This window comes from Paenibacillus donghaensis (assembly GCF_002192415.1).
Classification (GTDB): Bacteria; Bacillota; Bacilli; order Paenibacillales; family Paenibacillaceae; genus Paenibacillus_AQ; species Paenibacillus_AQ donghaensis.
This window is the reverse complement of sequence record NZ_CP021780.1, coordinates 6,908,144-6,930,423: the sequence shown is the minus strand read 5'-3', so window position 1 is coordinate 6,930,423 and position 22,280 is coordinate 6,908,144. Positions and strand designations below refer to the sequence as shown.

Annotated in this window: 13 protein-coding genes and 1 pseudogene; 8 read left to right on the top strand and 6 right to left on the bottom strand. The window is 51.7% G+C overall.

What is annotated here, in order from left to right; translation table 11 throughout:
* Positions 1–56: 56 nt before the first annotated feature.
* From B9T62_RS31355 to B9T62_RS31320, 8 genes are all read left to right on the top strand, one after another.
* Complete coding sequence (locus tag B9T62_RS31355) at positions 57–1,862, top strand: sensor histidine kinase (protein WP_087918849.1); 1,806 nt, start codon at positions 57–59, stop codon at positions 1,860–1,862.
* Positions 1,859–3,373, top strand: a complete 1,515-nt coding sequence (locus B9T62_RS31350; protein ID WP_087918848.1) for a response regulator transcription factor — start codon at positions 1,859–1,861, stop codon at positions 3,371–3,373. Before B9T62_RS31355 ends, B9T62_RS31350 begins: the two co-directional genes overlap by 4 nt.
* Positions 3,374–3,634: 261 nt before the next feature.
* Entirely contained in the window at positions 3,635–4,489 is an 855-nt protein-coding gene (locus tag B9T62_RS31345; protein ID WP_245864699.1) for an ABC transporter permease, read from the top strand.
* A gap of 12 nt (positions 4,490–4,501) precedes the next feature.
* Positions 4,502–5,371, top strand: a complete 870-nt coding sequence (locus tag B9T62_RS31340) for a carbohydrate ABC transporter permease (RefSeq protein ID WP_087918847.1) — start codon at positions 4,502–4,504, stop codon at positions 5,369–5,371.
* A 53-nt stretch (positions 5,372–5,424) separates the two neighbouring features.
* On the top strand, positions 5,425–7,080 hold the full coding sequence (locus B9T62_RS31335) for an extracellular solute-binding protein (protein ID WP_087918846.1): 1,656 nt from the start codon (positions 5,425–5,427) through the stop codon (positions 7,078–7,080).
* A 115-nt stretch (positions 7,081–7,195) separates the two neighbouring features.
* Positions 7,196–9,037 carry a heparinase II/III family protein gene (locus tag B9T62_RS31330; protein ID WP_157794081.1) on the top strand — a complete coding sequence of 614 codons (1,842 nt, stop codon included), beginning with the start codon at positions 7,196–7,198 and terminating at the stop codon, positions 9,035–9,037.
* Positions 9,030–10,157, top strand: a complete 1,128-nt coding sequence (locus B9T62_RS31325; protein ID WP_087918845.1) for a glycoside hydrolase family 88 protein — start codon at positions 9,030–9,032, stop codon at positions 10,155–10,157. The genes B9T62_RS31330 and B9T62_RS31325 overlap by 8 nt, the downstream gene beginning before the upstream one ends.
* A gap of 21 nt (positions 10,158–10,178) precedes the next feature.
* Complete coding sequence (locus tag B9T62_RS31320; RefSeq protein ID WP_087918844.1) at positions 10,179–12,008, top strand: DUF2264 domain-containing protein; 1,830 nt, start codon at positions 10,179–10,181, stop codon at positions 12,006–12,008.
* Between the two features lie 360 nt (positions 12,009–12,368).
* On the opposite strand, the pseudogene B9T62_RS31315 reads toward B9T62_RS31320, so the two are convergent.
* From B9T62_RS31315 to B9T62_RS31290, 6 genes and pseudogenes are all read right to left on the bottom strand, one after another.
* Positions 12,369–14,926, bottom strand: a pseudogene (locus tag B9T62_RS31315) (family 16 glycosylhydrolase).
* Between the two features lie 168 nt (positions 14,927–15,094).
* Complete coding sequence (locus tag B9T62_RS31310; RefSeq protein ID WP_087918843.1) at positions 15,095–16,666, bottom strand: response regulator; 1,572 nt, start codon at positions 16,664–16,666, stop codon at positions 15,095–15,097.
* Between the two features lie 3 nt (positions 16,667–16,669).
* A complete protein-coding gene (locus tag B9T62_RS31305; protein ID WP_087918842.1) occupies positions 16,670–18,508 on the bottom strand; it encodes a sensor histidine kinase in 1,839 nt (612 codons plus the stop codon).
* A gap of 151 nt (positions 18,509–18,659) precedes the next feature.
* On the bottom strand, positions 18,660–20,324 hold the full coding sequence (locus B9T62_RS31300; protein WP_087918841.1) for an extracellular solute-binding protein: 1,665 nt from the start codon (positions 20,322–20,324) through the stop codon (positions 18,660–18,662).
* Positions 20,325–20,369: 45 nt separating this feature from the next.
* Positions 20,370–21,254: a carbohydrate ABC transporter permease gene (locus tag B9T62_RS31295; RefSeq protein ID WP_087918840.1), complete on the bottom strand. Its 885-nt coding sequence runs from the start codon at positions 21,252–21,254 to the stop codon at positions 20,370–20,372.
* An 18-nt stretch (positions 21,255–21,272) separates the two neighbouring features.
* Positions 21,273–22,193, bottom strand: a complete 921-nt coding sequence (locus B9T62_RS31290) for an ABC transporter permease (RefSeq protein WP_087918839.1) — start codon at positions 22,191–22,193, stop codon at positions 21,273–21,275.
* Positions 22,194–22,280: the final 87 nt, after the last annotated feature.

Genomic DNA, 22,280 nt, shown 5'->3' with positions numbered 1-22,280 from the left:
GGGGAAGCGGGTTGTTGCAGACTGGAAGCGCGGTTAGAGCCGGAGGATGAGATGTGATGAACAACAGGCGGCGTCCATTTAAGAAAATATTCAAATTCAGCACCAAGCTGATTATCGCGTTATCGACGGCCAATATACTGATCTCCTGCATCACAGGTTTGATTACGTACCGCATTCATTTATCGCTGTTTAACGAAGAAATCAGCCGGCAATATTACATGACGACAGATCAGATTCTCGCCCAGCTGGATTCAAGAGTCAATGACATGTACCGAATCACAGACTACATCACCTTAAATCCGTCGGTCAGTCAGGCCGTCATGGAGCAGAATGAACAGTCCAATTCCTACGAACGGATGAAGCTCGAACAGCTGCTGGACAAGGAGATGTATCAGGTCCGTCTGGATGCGCCAGAGATCATGGGCATCCGTATTTATGATTTGAAAGAGAACATCTTTAATCTTGGTTCGTTTTCTGGTCGTTTCTATAATTTGGAAAGTGCATATCTCGACGATATGGTTCTTAGGCTGAAAGAAACCGGAGGCGAATATGTCTGGAGCAGGACGGCCGAAGGCGATTTCCAGCAGCGGGATGATGCCAATGTGGTGTTAGCCGGGCGTCTTATGCGCTCGATTAATCTGGACACCTATGGGAGGATGCTCATTCTATTCAACACCTCGCTGTTTGAATCTCATTTGAAGGACCTGCGCATTCATGAGGATACCGAAGCCTATTTGTTTGATGAGGAGGGCAGGCTGTTGTACTCCTTAAACGGCTTGGACGGCCAGGAAGTACCCGAGTTGGCGAATATGCCCGGTATGGGTAATCTGGTCCGCGAAGAGCAAGGGGTCTCCTACATGTACACGAGACAACAGTCTGAGAAGGTCGGCTTCACGCTGGTAAGCAAAGTTTCGCTCGCGCAAATACAAAGTAAAAGCACGGTCATTCTACAGGTAGCCGTTGCTTCGGCACTTGTCAGTCTCGTTAGTCTGGGCATCATTATCGCTCTCATTAGCCGTATGCTGCTGCGTCCGCTTGGAAACCTCGTTCGGGGGATGAAGCATGTGCGGGAAGGCAAGTTCGACACCCGGGTTCAAATTCGGAGTAAAGATGAGCTGGGTTATTTGGGAGAGAGCTTCAACAACATGACAGCCCATATCGAAACCTTGATCTATGAAATGTATGAACGTAAAATTAATGAAAAAGAAGCCGAGTTAAAGGCAATCCAGGCGCAGCTGAACCCTCATTTTCTATATAACACGCTGGGCATGTTCTTCTGGAAATTCTATATGCTTGGAGATGAGAAATCTGCCCGTCTGATTACCAGCCTGTCGGAAATGTTGCAATATACGCTGGAGCCCGTCCAGCAGATGACTACGCTGCGAGATGAAATCAGGCAGATTCATAATTATTTGGAGATTCAGAAGGCACGTTATCCAGATTCGCTTACCGCCGAAATTGACATTCCCGAAGAGATGCTGGATTGCCGCGTGTTCCGGCTGCTTATTCAGCCGATTGTGGAGAACGCCTTCATCCATGCCTTCCGCAATAAAAAAACAGACCGCCGCCTGCAAATTACCGGCTATGTTCAGTCTGCCGGAGAAGGCAGCGCTCCGTTTCTTGTGCTGGAGATCAGCGATAACGGCAGCGGTATGACGCAGGAAATGATTGACCGTATTCTGAACCCGCCATACGAACCGTTAAACGACAAACGCAAGTCCATCGGGACGATAAGCGTTATCCGCCGGATTGAACTGGTGTACGGCGCCACGTACGGGGTCGAATTCGAGTCGGAGCCCGGCGAAGGAACGCTGGTGCGGCTGAAGCTGCCTTGCCGGCTGCAGGAGAGTGAGGACATATGATTGGTAAATTGCTTGTAGTGGACGATGAAATCTGGTTTCGCGAAGGGCTTGTGCAATTAATCAGCAGCAACCAGTTGGGCTGGGAAGTGGTCGGCGAAGCGGCTGACGGAGAAGAGGCCGTGCAGGCGGTGGAGCTGTACAAGCCGGATTTAATCATAACGGATATTAATATGCCGGTGATGGACGGGCTTCAGTTAATGGAATGGTTGTCCCGCGCTCATCCAGAGATCAGAGTCATTATTCTGACCGGTTATCGTGATTTCGAATATGCCCAGCGCGCGCTGCGCTACGGGGCGGTGGAGTTTCTGCTTAAGCCCTTTTCGCTGGACGAGGCTTATCGCGTCTTGCGCAAGGCGTATGAAGAGCTTCGGTTGAAGCAGCTGAAACTACGGGTGACGAAGCAGGAAAGGCAGACAGAGGTGTTCCGCGCAGCGTTGTTCGGCTTGCCCTGCGAACGGGCGCTCCGGGAGAATTGGGAGCAGAAATGGCGGGCAGCGGATTTTTGTATACTTCAGGTTCACAGCTATGAGTTGCCGGGCAAGAATTACACTCAGAGCGATATCAACCTTCTTCATTATGCGGTAACGAATATTTTGCAGGAGCTGCTGCAGGGGCATCAGGCGGAAGGCCTGTATTTCCCATTGCGCAAGGAGGCGTTCGCTTTCTTGCTGGAGCCTGGCCCCGCGGGAGTGACGTACCGCAATGCCGTGAAGGAAGCTATGAGCCGCTTCATCGGATTAGAGACAAGCTGGCTGGAATTAGGCGCTGTACAGCGGTTCGAGGAGCTGGCGGAGCAATACAACGAGGTTCATTCCGGACATGGGGACGGCAGGGCGGGGGATTTGGCGGCTGTGGACGGCTTTCCGCTGCTCAAGGAGGAGCTGCTGTCCCTGCTTGTAACCAGTAACTTGCCGGCGGCGGAACAGCGGCTGGCAGAATATGTGGATCAGGCGGCGTCCCTTGGACTGCAGTCCTGCAAAACGAGGATTTACACGCTGGTCACTGTTTTTTCAAGTATTCTGCTGACAGACTTCAAGCATGTGAACGCGGCGGCTGCTGGGGAGGGGCTCAATCCTGCCCACATCCTCGAGATACAGTCTGTTCAGGAGCTGCTGTCTTGGGCCAAAGAAAAATGCGCGGAATTTCTGGATATCTTCGATCATTGGCTGAATCAGCAACAGGACAATGTAGTGGTTCAGGCCAAGCAATACATTGATGGTCACTATCAAACGGACTGTTCGCTGCAGATGGTTGCCGCACATGTACACGTAACGCCTAATTATCTCAGCAATTTGTTTAAGAAAGAGTCCGGCATCGGCCTTACAAATTACGTCAGCCAGTTGCGAATCGAGGAAGCGAAAGCGCTGCTGCAATTCACCCGGCTGAGGATGATGGAAATTGCGGAGCGGGTAGGCTTCGATAATTCCAGTTATTTTACGGTGGTCTTTAAGCAACTGACCGGGGAATCGCCGCGGGCGTTTCGCCGACGGTATGAGGAACGAACGGACTGATAGCAGAACAACCGAATCCAGTTCGGTTGTTTTTTTGTGTAGAATTTCAAAAAAACATCGTAGTATTTTAAATGTTCTGGGTGCCTTTGATCGGTAGAATAAGTGTATACCAATAAACAAAGAGCAGCATGACGGGGAGAGGAGTACGATATGGAGATTATGAATGCGGCTGCTACCGCAGAACCGGACGGTCCGCAAGTGAAGAGCAGAAGAAACGGACCGCAGTGGAAGCGCTTTAAAACAAACTTGCCTTTATTGCTTATGTTCGTGCCAGTCCTATTGTTTTATCTCATTTTCCGCTACGCCCCCATTGGCGGGCTGGTGATTGCGTTTAAGGATTACAACTTTTATGACGGCATACTAAACAGCCCCTGGGTTGGCTTTCATTACTTTGATGTTCTGTTTCAGGACGCCCGGACCTTGGAAATTATCCGCAACACACTGGTGCTCAGCTTGCTGAGCCTGTTGGTAGGGTTTCCTATTCCGATCATTTTGGCCATTATGCTTAATGAAGTACGCAACATGGCCTTTAAACGGACGGTCCAGACTATTGTTTATATGCCACATTTCTTATCTTGGGTAATCATCGCAATGCTGGTATCCACGGCGTTTGCTATGGAGAACGGTATGGTTAACCGGATTGTTGAAGGAATCACCGGCCAGGCTTATCCCTTTATGTATGAGAAAATGTCATGGGTCGCTATTTTTATCGGGTCAGGCGTTTGGAAGGATATGGGCTTCAATGCAATTATTTATTTAGCGGCTCTGGCTGGCATCAATCCCAGCTTGTATGAAGCGGCGGGGATGGATGGAGCCAGCAAGATGCGCCAAATTTGGCATATTACACTGCCGGGCATCCGCCCTACGATTATCCTGCTGATGATTTTGTCGATGGGCCGGGTGATGGAGGTTGGCTTTGATCAGGTATTTATGCTGCAGAATTCCAATGTAAACCAAATTGCTGATGTAATCAGCACCTACATTTACCGGATTGGTCTGCAAGGCGCACAGTTCAGTCTGACGACGGCAATGGGATTGTTTGAATCATTAGTGGCGTTTATCCTGGTATTCAGTGCCAACTATATCGCCCGCAAATTTGGAGAAGGACTATGGTAAGGAGGGACATCGATGCGGGATAGCAGAGGCGAGAAGCTGTTTTATATCTTTAATTACGTATTGTTGGCACTAATCTCCCTGAGTTGTATACTGCCGCTGCTTAACGTAGTCGCTTTATCGCTCAGCGGAGCGGATGCGGTAGTAAGCGGCCGGGTAACCTTATGGCCAGTGGACTTCAGTTTCTCATCATTTAAAAGTTTATTTACAGGTACGCCGATCATGCGTTCCTTCTGGAATAGCCTGCAGATCACTCTGATTGGGACAGGGCTAAGTATGCTGGTCACTATTATGGCTGCCTATCCCTTATCCAGAAGACAGTTTTACAGCCGCCGTTTTTTTACAATGGCGATGGTGTTTACGATGATTTTTAATGGCGGGCTTATCCCCACCTATCTGGTTGTGCAGAATCTGGGTCTGGTTAACAGCTACGGAGCGTTATGGTTGCCTGGTTTGGTCAGTACATACAACATGCTGCTGATGCGTTCTGCCTTCGAGCAACTGCCTGGCGAAGTGGATGAAGCGGCTAAAATTGATGGCTGCGGCGAAGTAGGTATCCTGATGCGGATTGTTCTGCCGCTGTCTAAGCCGATGCTTGCCACGTTAGCGCTGTTCTACGGAGTCGGCTATTGGAACTCCTTCATGAGTGTCATGATCTATATTAACGATACGGCCAAATACAATATGACGGTACTGGTGCAGAATATGATTAAATCCACCTCTGTGATTCAGGATTTCGCTGATCCTACGATGATGGCCAGTATGACACCTGAAGGTATACGTTCCGCTGCCGTCATCGTCATGATTGTTCCAATTCTGGCTGTCTATCCGCTATTGCAAAAGTATTTCGTGAAAGGTGTTATGCTCGGCTCTATTAAAGGTTAACCAGCCGAACATTCTCCATATCCTTATCTAAAAAAGAAAGAGGGGTTTTCATCATGAGTATGTTCAATAAGCTGCCCAAAGTGATGCTGATTGCAGGTTTGGGGGGGACTTTGCTTGCCGGATGTTCAGACGGCAAAGAGCCGGCCGCCGAAGGCGAAGGCGCCGAGGCGCGCGGCAGTATTTCATCCACCATTTATGATCGGGGATCGGTCCCCAATGGAATGGGAACGATCGAAGACAACATGTGGAGCAAGTGGATTAACGAGAATGGCCCGGCCGATGTGAAATTTGTGGCCATCCCGCGCTGGGAGTCGCAGTCCAAATTGAATGTGCTTCTGGCTTCGGGCAGTGCGCCTGATCTAATTTTTGAATTCGGGACGAACATCCGCAACCAGCTGTTCAACCAGAAGCAGCTGATGCCGCTCGACGACCTGATCGAACAGCATAGTGTAGAGTATAAGGCGCTCATGGAGAAATATCCGCAGTTGAAGCAGGCAGGCTTGAAATCGGACGGTAAGCTGTATGAAGTAGGCCGTATGAATGAGGTCTATCCGTTAACGAGCTTGTTCATCCGTGAGGACTGGCTGGAGAAGCTTGGTCTGGACGTGCCTACAACAGAGGAAGAAATGATCGCAGTCGCCAAAGCGTTTACCGAGCAAGATCCGGACGGCAACGGCGTTGATGATACGTACGGCTTGGGAGGAATGAAGTTTGGAGACACCTCCGGCGTGTACAAATATATGTTCAACGCCAACTGGGTTAACCTCGGAGACGATGGAGAAGTTCAGGTAGGTCCCAACAACATGAAGGAGGCGACAGAATTCAAACGTACGCTTTTCCAGGCGGGCGTTGTGGACAAGGATTTCCTGAGTGATAAAGACGGCTCCAAGTCGAGACAGGATTTCCTGAACGGTAAAATTGGGATGTACGCCTATATGACGGCTGATTATTTGAGCTTCTCGTCGCGGGAACTGGATACGCTGATGAACAATGTGCCGGAAGCCAGACTGAAGGTCATGCCGCTGCCGAAGACATCCGTAGGCCAATTCAACACGGTATGGAACAATCCGGTACAGATGACGGCCGTTGTGAACGCCCGGGCCAAGAATCCCGAAGCTATCATGAAGTACATCGACTACCTGGTCAAACCGGAAACCGGACGCACGTTCCGCAACGGGATTGAAGGCGTGCATTACAAGCTGGAAGAGAACGGCAAGCCGGTCATTATCGACCCGGATAAGTACAAGAATGAAGTGAACTGGGCGGCTGATTACTCCATGCTTTATAGTCGGCTGGAGGAGGGCAAGTATGGTTATTCCGAAACCCAATTTAATGAAGAGATTCCTGTACAGAAAGAGGCATTGCGTCTATTCCGCGAAGCCATGGAAGCTTATATGGTTGATCTGCCAGTGGGAGAGGGCTTGACCCACTCCGAACATATGCCGCAGCTGCCGAAGGAGCTGCAGGTGAAATTCACTAATGTGACTACCGCTGTAGATGATATCTATACAAGAGCGATTATCGGTGGCAGCAATTATACAGTTGAACAGGCGGTTGTCGACGCGGAGAAGCAATGGGAAACCGGCGGTGGCCCGGAAATTGTGAGCTGGTACGAGGAATGGTGGAGCAAAGAGAAGGACAACGTGTTAATCTGGAGCGATTTCTACGACATTTATGAGCAGCAGCAGGCGGCGTTTCAAGCCGAATAAATTGGAATGAAGGATAGCCGCCATGGGAACAGCCTTGGCGGCTATCCCGTTATAAAGCACATGGTGGTTGGATTCATCGGATCGATGTCAAGTGGTGTTGGAAGGAGGAAATGAAATGATAGATGGCCATGAATGGGATAACCTGACCGCTCCCGGAGTGGATTACTACTATCCAGACGGAGACGGGGCGGCCTTCTGGAAGTCGCTACGCCATCGTCCGGATGTGGCGTCCGAACTTGCGGTCATCCTTGCCGAAGGGAACAGGCTGCTGGTGTCCCCGGTAGAGGAATTGACTCATTCATTGTTTGCCATATTTGAGACGCAGGGGTTGAGGCTAGAGTACGAACGGGTATATTTCGAAAAAAGAAGGCGGCTCAACACCTTTGCAATTCTGTCGCTGCTGGAGCCGGAGTCGGAAGTGTATGAAGTGGCGCTGCTTGACGCTGTCTGGTCCATTTGCTCCGAGTTGACCTGGTGCCTGCCTGCTCATGTCAATGCGAAGCGGGCGCTTTCGGCAACGATAGATCTGTTCTCGGCAGAGACGGGTTTTGCGTTGGCTGAACTCCGTCTGCTGTTTGGAGAACGCCTTCCAGAGCCGCTGCGCACGCGAATTGCGGAGCTGGTTGACGAGCGGCTGTTTCGCCCATTCGTGGAGCAAGGACCCTATGAATGGGAGGAGGCGGAGCATAACTGGTCGGCGGTGTGCGCCGGTTCAATCGGCTCGGCTGCGCTGCTGTTGCTGGAAGCGAAGCAGGACCGCTCTCGTCTGGCCCGGATTCTGGAGAAGACCGAGCGCAGCATCTCCTTCTACCTGCGGGGCTTCGGAGACGACGGGGCTTGTCTTGAGGGTCTGGGCTACTGGAATTACGGGTTCGGTTATTTCGTGTATTACGCAGACCTGCTGCTCCGGCGTAGCGGCGGACGGCGGGATTGGTTCCAGAACGATCAAGTTCGGAGGATAGCAACTTTTCAGCAAAAATGCTTCCTGAACGGGCCTTTGGTCGTCAATTTCTCTGATGCGCTCTCCTCCGGCAGCGTTCATCCAGGGTTGTCGCATTATCTTGCGGACCGGTATACAGAGGTGGAAACTCCACCGGCATCGCTGAATGCAGACTATTGCGAAGATCATTGCAGCCGCTGGGCTCCCGCCCTTCGCAACCTGATCTGGCGGCACGGAGACACCGAAGCTCCGGCCCATTGGGGCGCGGGGGACTTCTATCTGCCAGACGCTGGTTGGCTGATTTCCAGAGTATCCAGGGATGGGAGTGCATTCGGGTTCGCAGCCAAGGGCGGGCATAATGACGAGCCGCACAACCACAACGATCTTGGCCATTTTCTGCTGGCGGGCGGCGGCGAGCTTTTTCTGTGCGATCTCGGCTGCGGTGAATATAAGCGGGACTATTTCGGGGATGGCCGGTATGCGTATGACTGCAACGGCTCGCAAGGCCACTCCGTCCCGGTCATCGACGGCTGCCTGCAGAGCGCGGGACAGGGCAGGTCGGCCGCGGTGCTGGATTTGTCGATGGGAGAGTACGCGTGCCGATTATCCATGGAACTGTCCGGCGCTTACGAATGTGGCCGTCTAGAATCCTTCCAGAGAACATGGATTTGGGATAAGACAGGGCTGCCCAGCCTTTCATTGCAGGATAAGTTCCTGTTTGCGGAGTTACCCGGAGGTTTGACGGAGAGATTCGTTACCCCAATTAGGCCGGAATACGCCGGGCCGGGCCGATTACGGCTTAGTGGCGGCCTCCTCGCGCTGGAAATACAATATGACAGCGAACGGCTGAGTGCAGAAGTCGTCGAACGGACGTATCGAAATCATTTCGGGAAGGATACCATCTGGTATACACTAGATTTCCAGGTTCGAAATCCCGAAATCTGCCTTAGCTTCGAATTCTTGTTTAGATACATCCCGCTTAAGGGAATGGGAGGATTGACAACGAATCATGAATGATCGGACATGGATAGATGAGGCTTGGCGACAATCGCTGGAGAAGACATGGCAGAATATGCACCGAATCGGAGCGCGGTTTCCTCATGCAAGCAAAGGCGGCGTGTATGAGTTGGCGGGGCCGGAGTGGTGGACCGCCGGTTTCTGGCCGGGCATGCTATGGCTGCTCTACGGGGAGAGCGGAAGGCAGGAGCTGAAAGCAGCAGCCGAGGAATGCGAGGCGGCAATGGATGCGGTTCTGGACGGCTATGTGAGGCTGGATCATGACCTGGGTTTCATGTGGACGCTGACAAGTGTGGCCAATTACAAGCTGACCGGCAGCGAAGCCTCGCGTATCCGGGCCATGAAGGCGGCGAATTACCTTGCAGCCCGCTTCAATCTGAAGGGCGGTTATATCCGGGCCTGGAACCCTTGGCGTGAAGGCGAGCGCAATGAAGGCATCGCCATTATCGATTGCTGCATGAATACGCCGCTGCTGTTCTGGGCCTCGCGAACAAGCGGCGATCCGAGGTATGCGCATATTGCGGAGGCGCATATGGACACCGTGCTCCGTTACTTTATACGGGAAGACGGATCCGTGTATCATATGATTAACTTTGCTCCGGAAACAGGTGAACGGCTGGAAGGTCTGGGCGGTCAGGGATACGCACCAGATTCGGCGTGGTCGCGCGGCTCGGCCTGGGCAATTTACGGATTGACATTGGCGTATCATCATACGGGCAAAGCGGCGTATTTAACCGCCGCCCAGCGGACGGCCAATTTCTTCTTGAGCCGGTTAGCGGAGGATCAGGTGCCGGCCTGGGATTTCCGCGCGCCGCAGCAACTGCAGAGCCTGCGCGACAGCTCCGCCGCTTCCTGCGCAGCCAGCGGGCTTATTCTGCTAGGGGAGACAACGGGAAATGTAGAAGGGGAGTTCTACCGGCAGCGCGGCGAGCGGATGCTGAAATCCCTCTATGAAACGTACGGAGCCTGGGACAACCCCCAAGAAGAGGGCTTGTTGTTGCACGGTACCAGCAATTATCCGCAAGGGACGAATATTGATGTTCCGCTGATCTATGGGGACTATTACTTTGTCGAAGGTCTTGCCCGGCTTAAAGGCTGCGGACCATTCTACTGGGATTAAGAGAAGGGAGGAACGACAGCCATGGTTATTCAGCAACCGGTTAGCGGAAATGCGTTAAGGACAAAAGAGGATCTGCAGGAAGCGTTCCTGCAACTGACGTCTCCATTAAAAGGATTGTACAGCGAAGGTGGAGCCTTACTGCAAATCAGGGGCGCAGGTGCCGGACATGCGGATAGCACCGCTGATTTGGAAGGCTTCTCACGCATACTATGGGGTCTGGTGCCTCATCTGGCGGGCGGCGGAGAAGCAGAGGAACTGTGGGACATTTGCCTGAAGGGCATCGTCAACGGCACGGACCCGGCTCACCAGGAATATTGGGGTGAGGTGGGCGACTATGACCAGCGTCTTGTAGAGATGGCGGCGATAGGTCTGGCTCTGTGTCTCATGCCGGAGAGAATCTGGCAGCCACTGGACGGGCAGCAGCGTCTCAATTTGTACAACTGGCTTAATCAGATTAACGTTCACCCCTGCCACGATTGCAACTGGCTTTTCTTTCAAGTGATGGTCAACCTCGGATTCCGCCAAATTGGCGAGCCTTACGATGCGAAGCAAGTGGAGCGCAATTTGCTCCGCATCGACGAATTCTACCTCGGAAACGGATGGTACAGTGACGGCCCTGGCGGGCACAGCGACTATTATGTTCCGTTCGCGATCCACTATTACGGACTGATTTACGCCAAGCTGATGGAAGAGGAGGACCCGGAACGTTGCGCGCTTTACAAGGAGCGGAGTCTTCTTTTTGCCGAAGGCTTTCTGGACTGGTTCGATTCGGACGGCTCCGCGCTGCCTTACGGGCGCAGCTTGGCTTACCGTTTTGCACAGTCAGCGTTCTGGAGCGCCTTCGCTTATGCGGGTCTTGAAACGGAAACGCTGACTCCGGGAGTGGTGAAGGGGCTCGTCTTGCGCAATCTCCGCTGGTGGTTCAAGCAGCCGATCTTTGATTACGCTGGTATTCTCACCGTGGGCTATGCTTATCCCAATCTGGTGATGGCGGAGAATTATAACGCGCCAGGCTCGCCGTATTGGGCGCTCAAGACATTTCTGGTGCTCGCGCTTGCAGAAGATTCGGCCTTCTGGTCGGAACCGGAGGAGGATATGCCGGACAGGTCCGACCTTTCGGTACAGTCCGAGCCGCATCTGGTGCTGTGCCGGGATAAGGAGACGGGCCATGTAGCCGCCTTCAACAGCGGGCATCCGGCCAGCAACGCCCATACCCATACTTCGGCCAAATACGAAAAGTTTGTCTACTCGACCCGGTTCGGATTCAGCGTGCCGAGGGCTGAATGGGGGCTTGGGCAAGCCGCGGCAGATTCCATGCTGGCGTTAAGCGAACAGGATCAGCTGTTCCGCGTCCGGCGCCGCAACGAAGAAACCTGGATTTCCGGCAATGTGCTGTATGCCAGATGGCGCCCCTGGTTCGATGTGGAGGTCCAGACGTGGATTGTCGCCGGGCTGCCATGGCATGCCCGCATTCACCGGATCGACACCAAGCGGGCGCTAACTGCTGCGGAAGGGGGCTTCGCCCTTGGATTGCGGCCAGATCAGCGCGTGGAGAAATTAGGCGGCATGGGGCTGTCGGTCGAGAACGCCCTGGGCCGAAGCTGCATCCATGGCTTGAAAGGATATGCCAAGGCGGAGCTGGTTTATCCGAACGCCAACACCAATGTACTGCATCCGCGCACCGTGCTGCCGTCACTGCTGGCCGACCTTGAGCCGGGAAGCCATCTGCTGGTTTCCGTTATTTGCGGGCAGGCGGCGGGCGGCAGGGTAGTTCCATCTCCTGAAGAAGCTTTGAGCGAGCTGGGCATTTCAGTGACAGAGCAGGGGCTTTCCGTATTCACTTGCGAGTAGACTAACCTATGAGCACTCAGACCGAACCTAAAAACGAACCGTTACTCCATTTCGATATGATATAGTTGGCAGCTTCCTGCGCCCTCGTGCATGGGAGGAACAGCAATGGCGTAAGCTTGCTTACATTAAAGAAATTGCCGAAGAGATCTGGAAGTAATTAATAGCAGAAGGTAGAAGGAAACTCCTACAGCCGAACGGATGATCATCCATTCGGCTGTAGGAGTTTCTTATAGGTTACTGGAATAACGGTAATCCGTTGATGGACAAAAAAGTGGGGTGAATTCGAATATAACTTTGGGAAATAGAAAAAAGCGGTTGTCGCAAACGCCTGACAACCGCTCATTTAAAGAGATTAACGTTCTACTCCGGAGTTCCTTGGGTTACCCCATGGATATACGTGAGGGGCGGAGTATCCAGTGCCCCTTGGCCCGGATTATAGGTGAAGAAGTATTCGATGGTATCCCCATGCTGCAGGTTATTGACAGGGTAGGTATAGTTGCCGTTCCCCGCTGGGGTCATGGCTACGTTCTGCTGCCCACCGTTATTCAGCTTATAATGCAAGTCAGCAAAGGTCGCGCCATTCACGTAGAACAGTAAGTCATTACCGGTTTTCTTCAGGCCCCGCACCTCATCGCCGACGATGATAACCGTGGGTGCTGCCGGCACAACAGTGATGGCGGAGACGGCTGTTAAATTACCATCGGCTGTTGTAGCCGTAACGGTTGTTGTGCCTGAAGCAAGCCCCGTCACGAGACCGTTCTGATTCACGGAAGCGGTGCTGGTGCCCGAAACGGACCAAGTGACCTGTTTATTCGTAGCATTAGACGGTGCCACACTGGCGTTTAGCTGTACACTGTGTCCGACTTCCAGCTGTGCAGTGGTCTGATTTACAGTTACACCGGTAACCGGCACATTCCCCGGGTTCCCGCCGCCGCTGCCTTCTTTATAGACACGCACATAATCCACCTGCATCGTTGCCGGGATATCCGACGGATTAGGAGTCAAACCGCCATCGAAATGCCCGCCAATCGCCAGATTCATAATGATGTAGAAATCCTGGTCAAAAGGGGCATTCGGATTGTTCGGTGCTGCTACAGAATACCATTGCTCTCTGGAGACTTTGAAGAAGAAATTGCCATCGACATACCATTTCATGTTATCCTCTTCCCAGATCATGGAATACACATGATAGTCATTTGCGAAGGTCTGGCCTTCAGGGAAGTGATATTCGCCGGCAATATATCGGTTAACAGGCCATTGTCCGCCGAAGTGTACAGCGCCGCTGGTTGTGCCAGGCAAGCGTCCTTTGGCTTCCATAATATCAATCTCGCCCGATGCGGCCCATGCACCATAAGCTGCATCTTCCGGAAGCATCCAGAGCGCTGGCCAGACGCCATTGCCTGTGGGCAGCTTGGCGCGAATGTCCACTCTTCCGTACTGGAAGGACAAATGCTCTTTGGTGTTAATCTTACCGGAGGAGTATTGGGCATACCGGCTTGGATCCTGCGGGAAGGATTTAGGATCGTTCACAGCTTTGATATTCAGCTGTCCATTCTGTACAAATACATTCTGTGCGCTGTTGGTATAGTGCTGCAGTTCCGCATTGCCCCAACCCCAGCTGTTGGGATCGTTGTTGATATAATAGCCTTGTTCGTAGCTCCATTTGCTCGTATCGAGAGCGGTTCCGTTAAATTCATCCTGCCAGATGAGATTCATGCCCCCGATAGCCGGGTCGCTTGGTGTTCCGATGGCAATGTCCTCCTGATCAGATACATCCGGCCGGGGAGCATCGGGATTGCCGATCAAGGTATAGTTGACGAAATTGTTGCCAACACTTCCGCCCGCCTGCCCATTTAGTGGATAGCCGATACGGATCTGCATATCCTCCTGGACGGGCTGGAACCACAGTCCATAGATATGGTCTGCCCAATAGCCCCACTGGTTGGCATCGGACATGTTATTGTAGCCGTTACCGGCGTATACAAATCCGCTCTGGCTGGAATTACTCATCTCTACCCATTGTCCGTTCATGTTAATCTGGTATACGAAATTTCCAAGCTCAGTGCCGATCGGCGCGCCTCCGTCAATCTTAGGCAGCGGGATGCCAATACTGGCTCATTAAAGGTGATGGTATAAACGACGTTAGCGGTAGAGGTTTTCGATTCTAATTTAACGTTGATAGATTCCGTTACAGTAAACCAGTAGCCCCCGCCTCCATCGGTGAATTGGCCGAAGTTGCTGTCATAGATCCAGCCGCTGGCTGCATTATTGTCTATATCAATCCATGTGCTGCTGGTTACAGGCTTCACGTAGACCTTCAAATCATCCGCCACGGCTTCATAGGTTAGGGCCGGATCATTGTTGAAGGTAGGATAAGTAAAGCCTGCACCGCCTGTAAAGCCTGCTGTAATCTGCGGCCCTTGTGTAGGTGCCATTGCAGTGATGGTTTGCTTGTTCTGGTTCTGGAATACAAGTGTGTAATCAAGCGTAACCCCATTAGCCTTGGAGTACAGCTGAATCTCAGTAGTTGCGGAGAGCGTGAACCAATAGCCGTTCATGCCGCCGTCGTTCCAGTGCCCCCAGTTTTGGTTGTAGGTATAGCCGCCTGCACTGTCAATGTCAATCCAGTTGCCACCTACTTTCACATGTACGCCCACGTCCCCGGAAACCTCATTCCAGCTGGCGGAGCCTCCGTTGAATATAGGCATGACAAATCCGTAGCTGGCTTGCCCAACGCCTGTTTTGGAGATGACAGGTCCGTCTGCCGCTGAGAAGTAAGCCATAGAGGAAACGGTGGTTCCGGCTGCTTGAACCCTGGAAGTTGGCCATAGGCCGACACTAGCCATCAGCACTACTGCTAAGAACAAAATCAACACCTTCCGCTTAAACCCATTCTCCGTTCTGTGAAGTCGTTTCATACTTGCCCTCCTTTAATAAAATATTGGCAAAGGAAACCGCTTACATTTAGGAACACCTTTATTCTATCGAATCTAATAAACAGCTGAAAAGGTACAATTGTTTTTGTTGTGTCCCATTTTTTTGGCTTTTGACTATATTTGTTTATTTTAGCAGCCGTATCGCCCGCTTTATAGCGCTGTATCCTGATATTTGCCTTCTCTTTCAAGCTTCCGGCGCATCAGCTGCCGGTACTCTGTGGGCTGCATGTCCATCACATCCCGAAATGCCCGTGTGAAGCTTTTGTAGCTTTCATACCCTACCATGGCGGCCACTTCGACTATTTTATAATCGGTTTCGGCTAGTAGCCGCCGGGCTTTATCCAGACGCACATCACGCAGATATTCTGCAAAGCCTTTGCCGATATTCTTCTTGAACAGGTTGGAGAAATAGGCATAATTAAGCGAGACATGGTTGGATACCATCGCGAGGTCCAGCGGTTTATGGTAGCTTTCGTGTATAAAGCGTATGGCTTCATTCAAATCCTGCGTGTTGCGGTAGCTGCACTTATATTCATAATAGAACTGGTTCAGCCGAAGCAGCTGTTGTTGCAGCGCCTGAATATACTCGCGAATGCCCGGATAATCGAATAGATTACGCAAACATTCTATATCCAGCACTTCGTCCCCCATGTACGGGCGGATTACACGAACATATTCCTCCAGCATCTGCACGATGGCGCGGCATAGCTGCTGTGTATACCGGATGTGGTAACGTTGCAAGGCATCCTTGTGGAATATCTTGGAGATTCCTTGGGTGATTGCGCTGTTGTTCTTGGTGCCGATTAAATGGAATAGGGCATATAGCTCCTCATAGGGAATTTCCCACTGCTGCTCCAGCCGCTCCGTATGAGTGGGCAGGATGCAGCGTTGATCTGGAAACAGGTAACTGTGGCGATATAGCTCAAGCACTTGGGTATAGCTGCCGGGCAGCCCCTTTAATCCTTGCTGCGGGCCGGTCATGGCCGTGATGGCATCCATCTGCCCTGCCTTGAGAGCAGTGGGCAAGGCTCCCGTATCTATGGAAGCCTCAACTGCGAGGATCAGGTACGGGCGGTGTTGCAGGCATATACATCCCTGTCTGCTATATACACTGTAGGCGATGGATTCCATACTGTGGCTGCTACTGGCCCCCGCTTGATTAATCCATAGTTCCTCCCGCAGCAGGCACAGGCGGTAGTGCCGCCACAGCTCTGGATTCTGCTGCTGGGTCTGGAGGACCCAAGCCTCATCACTCACCGAGCCCTGCATAAACATACATAGCTCTTTGCGGTCGGTCTCCCGGGCGCGGCGGGAGATATGCTCCATATTGCGTGAGAGCGCCTGTCGTGTGTTTACCTCCTGCCATGCATGCTCTATGGCGGTTTGCAGGTCTTCGCGTTTCACAGGTTTCAGCAGGTAGCCCTTTGCCCCAAGTTCGATGGCTTTTTGAGCATAGGCGAAATCGCTATAGCCGCTAATAATCAGGAAATCCACCTGGATACGCTCCTCTTTGGACTGCGCCATCAGCGCAAGTCCATCCATATCGGGCATCATGATATCAGTAATCACCAGTTGGATGCTGTGCTGACGTAATATTTGCAATGCCTCAATCCCGCTTATAGCGCAGTAGATGCTATCAAGCTGCAGAGGGAATTGGCGCAGCATGGCCTGCAGGCCATCGCGAATGTGCTTTTGATCGTCCACAATCAGAATATTGATCATGATCTACCATCCTCCAAGATTCACATTTTCCCAAGGCAAATGTATGGTTACACAGGTGTAGGCACCCTGCACACTGTCAATCCAAAGACCGCAGTCCTTGCCATAATGAAGCTGCAGACGCTTATGCACATTCTCCAAGCCCAATCCGTTCTTGCTGGTGACGATCGGCGTATCCGTGTCTCCCCGCAGCACAGCCTGCAGGCTGGCCAGCATCTCCGGGGCAACACCTGCGCCGTCATCCCGTATCCTGATTAGCAGCAGGCTGTCATTCTCTACCGATACGGTAATTTGGATGCTTACACTGCCGCCTGGGGGGGCCGCATGATGAACGGCGTTTTCGACTATGGGCTGCATGCACATCTTAGGAATCGTATAGCGCAGCATTTCCTGGGGGAGATCCACCGTCAATACCATGCTGCCTCCCTCCATAAAGTTTATGAAGCGGATATAGCTGTGTATGTTGGCAAGTTCTTCGCTAAGGGCAACTGTATCGCTGCGCCACTGCATGCTGTAGCGCAGCTGCGAGCCTAGAGACACCAGCGCGTCGGCGATAGCGGGCTGCCGCTGAACCTCTGCCAGCATACGGATGGATTCCAGCGCGTTATACAAAAAGTGTGAATTGATCTGCGAATGCAGCGAGTGCAGCTGTGCATTTTTGGCAATCAGCTGCTTATCCACCACCTGCGTCATCAGGCGCTGGATTTCGTCTAACATATTATTGTAGCTGACGGCTACATAGTCGATTTCATCACCGGTCTCATTCTCCCCAAGGCCCGTATCAATCTTCGCGTCCAATTGGCCCCTGCGGACCTTGCGCATCGAAGCCAGCACCTTCTCCAAACGGCGGAAGATTCGCCGGGTCATATGTGAGACGAGCAGCAGCATCAGCAGCAGTACAAATAATGTGATCGCTACCACAAGCAGATACCAGCTCCGCGGGCCCTTCATCAGCGCCTGATGGGAGGCAATATCCACCACATAGGCGTTCAGCGGGGCGATGTAGCGATACAGCGCATAGTAAGTATGATCCCCTACTTGGACCTTAATGGGGCTATTCTGCTGGAGCACATCCAGGCGCTGGTGAATGCTGCCAAGGATTTCATCCAGCTCTTCCCCGGCATCTCCAGCAAACCTATGCTGGGGATTGTATACATATCGGGAAGGACTCGTTCCGTCCATCACCACAGAGAAGAAATCACCCCCGCTCTCCTCGAGCAGGTCGCTGAACAACACGTTATGCTGAGCGCGAATCTCCATAATGGTAGGGAGTTTGTGCTGCTGACCCTGAAGGCGTACCAGCCGGTAATAAGATAACGTATGGTCGCCATCCTTAAAAGCAAATAAGCGGTAGGCCGCACCGCCTTCTTCCCGCAGCGTTACCCAGTAGTCCTGCGGCCAAAACTTGTCATAATCATAGATTTCGGGCCAAATCTCATACAGGTTCGGATTATCTACATAGAAGCTGAGCTCACTGATCATCTCGTAGCTTTGAATAATATTATGCATCTGCTCAAATTGGTTTTGTCTAAATTTCACGAGGCGCAAGCCATCCCCGCGCATATTGGAGTGGATGAAATCCACAAATGCCTTTTGATTCAGCGCAGTGGAGGAAGCGTTCTCAAGGATGTTCATTCTGCTGCGCAGCTGTTCATTTAGCCGTGAGACATGACTGCTTCCGGTGGCCATAGCGTCCTTGTATAGCTGAGTTTCCTGCGTGCGGATAAATAAAAAGGAGACTAAAATGGCAGGGATGGCAATCATCATGCTGAAGGCCAGGAACAACTTCTGAGATATGCGGGAATTGCGGTATAGCTTTCTCATTCTAGTCCATAGAACCTTCATCCCAAATAGCCTCCCCCACCTCTGTAATATACCATATATTACAAACCATCTGGCAGGTAACTAGGCGTTATTGCTAAATGGTCAGAGCCTCCGAAGCAGGGAATACCGGCCACCCTTTCGGTGGCCGGCAGCACTCATAATATGGATATTATTACTCCGCCATTTTGGCTTTTCGCACATCCAGTTCGGTCTGGCGGTATTCCAGCACCTTGTCAAAACCGTAATTCTGGCGGCGGTCAAGAAAACTGTCGAAGATTGTATCAAAGTCTGCTTCATCCTTGGCGGTAATCAGCTCAGGCAGCACTTCCTCCCAATTCTGAGAAATACGCGACCAGGCTACCGATACCTCAGAATCGCCTTGTGGATCTAAGCCCTTGTAAATCCCGCTGTCAATATCGGCCTGCTTATTAGCGAAGTCCTCCATTTGCTTAATGACAGGAGCTTTCTCCGGTCTCCACTGGTTGATAATGACAGGATTTCGCATCATCCAGTAGGTATCCATAATGCCGTATTCCTTCTCCATCTTCTCAATATCGGTTTCGAGCAATCCTGCCATTTCAGCCTTCAGCTGCGGCTTGCCATCCGCCATTTCCCACGTTTCGCCTTCCTTGCCAAGGAACACATCCCGCTGGCCTTCTTCGCTGGCCAGATAGGTCAGGAAGCGGATGGCCCGTTCAGGGTTCTCGGTGGATTTGCTGATCATCGTCACCATCCAGCCATCCATGTTGCCGGGGAATAGCTTGGGGCTGTCGCCCTTGCTGTTCTTCGGCCCATCGACTGCGATGTAGTAAGAGTCCGGGTTAGCACTTGCAGCCAGCATGGGATTAACAGCCGTCATGCCGGTCCACTCGCGAATCATCATGAAATAACGGGCGTTGTTCGTTTTTTCCTCTACCTGTGTATCGGAATCCACCAGGAAGTCCACATTGATCAGCCCGCGCTCGTAAGCAGTGCGGAAGGTCTTCAGCCAGGTGATGTAATCCGGATCGGTAATGCGGTCGTATACTTTGCCGTCTTTCTCGTGCGGAACGGCCAGCAGGTTCTGCAGGTATTCGGTCATCCCGTAAGGGACATTCCCCTGTGCAAAGAAGGGACTGATAGGCTGGCCCTTATATTCGGGATATTTATCCTTTAGCAATTGCAATGCGCCCAGAAAGCCCTCCGGGGTGCTTAAGTCCGGACTGCCGATTTCCTCATACAGATCTTTTCGTACCAGAAAGGTCTGGTTAGCGGCCGTCATGCCGGTTTCATGCATCAGGTTGGGGCTGTATGAATCATTCGGAACGCCATACGTATTGCCATTCTCCTGACGATACCACTTCAGTGTACCGTCGCCAGCCACTTGGAAGAAGTAGGGATCATATTGATCGGCCAATTCATTTAAGGCATACACATGATCGCCTTCCCATAGCTTCTTGACAGCGGTTTCCCACGATCCCATCGAAATCAGGTCCGGCAGCTTGCCGGAGGTCATCATCAGGGTAATATGCTCGTTCGCTTCGCCGGAGGGGACTTCGAGTTTGACGTTGACGCCGGTTTTTTCCGTTACATACTTGGAGGTCAAGCTCTCTCCCCAGGTGTGGGCATACCAGTTAGCGCCTACAAACCAGGTTAAATCTACCGGGCTGGTATCGAGCGGCCATGCAGGTTCATCGGGATTAAGCGTTGTTTCGGCCGGCGGCGGCTGCGTATTATCCGTGGGTTGTGAGGTCGGCTTATTCTCACTGTTTGCTGAATTGCTGCATCCGGCCATGCCTAGTGTCAAGATTACGGACAGAATGAGAGCCAAGCCTGGTTTGAGGAGATTGCGTTTCATGACATAATCATCCTTTCTTTGCTGCTGCTGAATTTTTGTATACCGCTACCCTTTAATGGCACCAATCATCACACCTTTGACCAGAAAGCGTTGAATAAAGGGATAGAACACCAGAATAGGCAGCGTGGCCACCATCATGGATGCGAATTTGATGGAGTTGCCGGGAAGCCTTGCGCCGAATTGTGCCATCGCTTGCTGCTGCATGAAAGACATGGAGTTCTCCGCAATGATTTTGTACAGCAGGGTCTGCAGCGGCAAGATGTCCTGCGAGCGGATGTAAATCACACCCTGGTAATAATCGTTCCAATGATAGACGGCTGAAAAAAGCGATATGGTCGCAATGACAGCCATGCTGTTGGGCAATACGATTCTGAACAGGACGCCATAGTCCGAAGCGCCGTCTACCTTCGCAGATTCCTCCAGGCTGTCGGGAATGGTGCGGAAGAAACTCATGAATATGACCATATTAAAGAAAGTGTACATGGAAGGAATGATGAAGACCCAGAAATTGTCGTATAAGCCCAGCTTCGTCATCAGAATAAAGCTGGGGATCAGCCCGCCTGAGAACAGCATCGTAATCAAAGCGATTTTGAGATACAGCTTGCGGCCGATCAGATTGGACTTGCTCATGCCATAAGCGACAATGGCGGTGAACAACACATGTACCGCTGTCCCGATCACTGTGCGCAGAGTGGTGATGTAAAAACCATTCATCATAGTTTTATCATTAAACACAACACTGTAACTGGCTAGCGATAATTCTGCGGGGAACCAGTTGATGGTGCCCAGCGATGCCTGCTGCGGCGCATTAAGCGAGTTAATGAGTACAAACCACATCGGGTATAACGTTAAAAAGCATACTGCCAGCATCAGCAGGGTATTGCAGATCTCAAAGCCTCCAATTCGCCGAAATCTTCTGCGTCTGTCCATACGCCCAGCCTCCCCCTTTTAAAAAATGCTGTCGCCAGTTAGTTTTTTGGATGTGTGATTGGCCAAAAATAACAGCGCCAGCGCTACAATAGAGCGGGCGAACAGGACGGCCGTTGAGAAGGAATGGCGCCCGGATACCAAACCCATGTTATAGATATACAAGTCCAAGCTTTCCGCCATTTTCATGTTCATGTTGTTCTTGAGCATAAAGATCTGCTCAAAGTTGCTGCCGAGTATCCCGCTGACAGCGAGGATAAACAAAATAGCGATGGTGGGCCGTATGCTCTGAACGGTGATATGCCACATCCGCTGCCGGCGGTTCGCGCCATCCAGCTCGGCCGCTTCGTACAGCCCCGGATCAATGCCGGCTATGGCCGCTATATAGATAATGGCGCTCCAGCCGGTTTCTTTCAACGTATCGGTGAAAAAGGTAATCCACCAGAAGTACTTGGGATCGCTGTTAAACAGGATTTCGCGTTCCTGAAGCCCAAGCGCCATCATCAGCTGGTTAATCACACCGCCCTCGCCCAGCCAATTAAGTGCGATGCCGCCAAAAATGGTCCAGGCAATAAAGTGCGGCAGGTACGAAATGGTCTGTACCGTACGCTTAAACCGCAGACTCCTTATTTCATTAAGCAGTAAGGCGAATACAATAGGAATCGGAAAGCCGAGAACCAGCTTGAGGGTGCTCATTCCCAAGGTATTGCGGATCGAACGCCAAAAACGGTCATCCGTTACAAAATCCTCAAAGTGCTTCAGCCCGACAAACGGGGACTCTAGCATGGGCTTGGCGATGCTGAAGTCCATAAATGCAATAATGAGCCAAAACATGGGGAGATAACAGAAAATAACCATCCAGATAATGCCTGGAATGACCATGCTTTGCAATTGCCACTGCCTAAAAAGCGCTTTCATTTGTTCCGACCGGTATTGGAACATGTTCTGTGCCCCCTTCCTCTTTCATCGTATGAAAAAGGGCAACGGAAAAAAAGGTCCATGATTATGGACCCTATCCCATTTTTTTAG

Coding starts and splice junctions, on each gene's coding strand:
- B9T62_RS31320 (WP_087918844.1), top strand. CDS start 10,179: ATGGTTATTCAGCAACCGGTTAGCGGAAATGCGTTAAGGACAAAAGAG.
- B9T62_RS31335 (WP_087918846.1), top strand. CDS start 5,425: ATGAGTATGTTCAATAAGCTGCCCAAAGTGATGCTGATTGCAGGTTTG.
- B9T62_RS31295 (WP_087918840.1), bottom strand. CDS start 21,254: ATGGACAGACGCAGAAGATTTCGGCGAATTGGAGGCTTTGAGATCTGC.
- B9T62_RS31350 (WP_087918848.1), top strand. CDS start 1,859: ATGATTGGTAAATTGCTTGTAGTGGACGATGAAATCTGGTTTCGCGAA.
- B9T62_RS31305 (WP_087918842.1), bottom strand. CDS start 18,508: ATGAAGGTTCTATGGACTAGAATGAGAAAGCTATACCGCAATTCCCGC.
- B9T62_RS31340 (WP_087918847.1), top strand. CDS start 4,502: ATGCGGGATAGCAGAGGCGAGAAGCTGTTTTATATCTTTAATTACGTA.
- B9T62_RS31355 (WP_087918849.1), top strand. CDS start 57: ATGAACAACAGGCGGCGTCCATTTAAGAAAATATTCAAATTCAGCACC.
- B9T62_RS31345 (WP_245864699.1), top strand. CDS start 3,635: ATGTTCGTGCCAGTCCTATTGTTTTATCTCATTTTCCGCTACGCCCCC.
- B9T62_RS31325 (WP_087918845.1), top strand. CDS start 9,030: ATGAATGATCGGACATGGATAGATGAGGCTTGGCGACAATCGCTGGAG.
- B9T62_RS31300 (WP_087918841.1), bottom strand. CDS start 20,324: ATGAAACGCAATCTCCTCAAACCAGGCTTGGCTCTCATTCTGTCCGTA.
- B9T62_RS31310 (WP_087918843.1), bottom strand. CDS start 16,666: ATGATCAATATTCTGATTGTGGACGATCAAAAGCACATTCGCGATGGC.
- B9T62_RS31330 (WP_157794081.1), top strand. CDS start 7,196: ATGATAGATGGCCATGAATGGGATAACCTGACCGCTCCCGGAGTGGAT.
- B9T62_RS31290 (WP_087918839.1), bottom strand. CDS start 22,193: ATGTTCCAATACCGGTCGGAACAAATGAAAGCGCTTTTTAGGCAGTGG.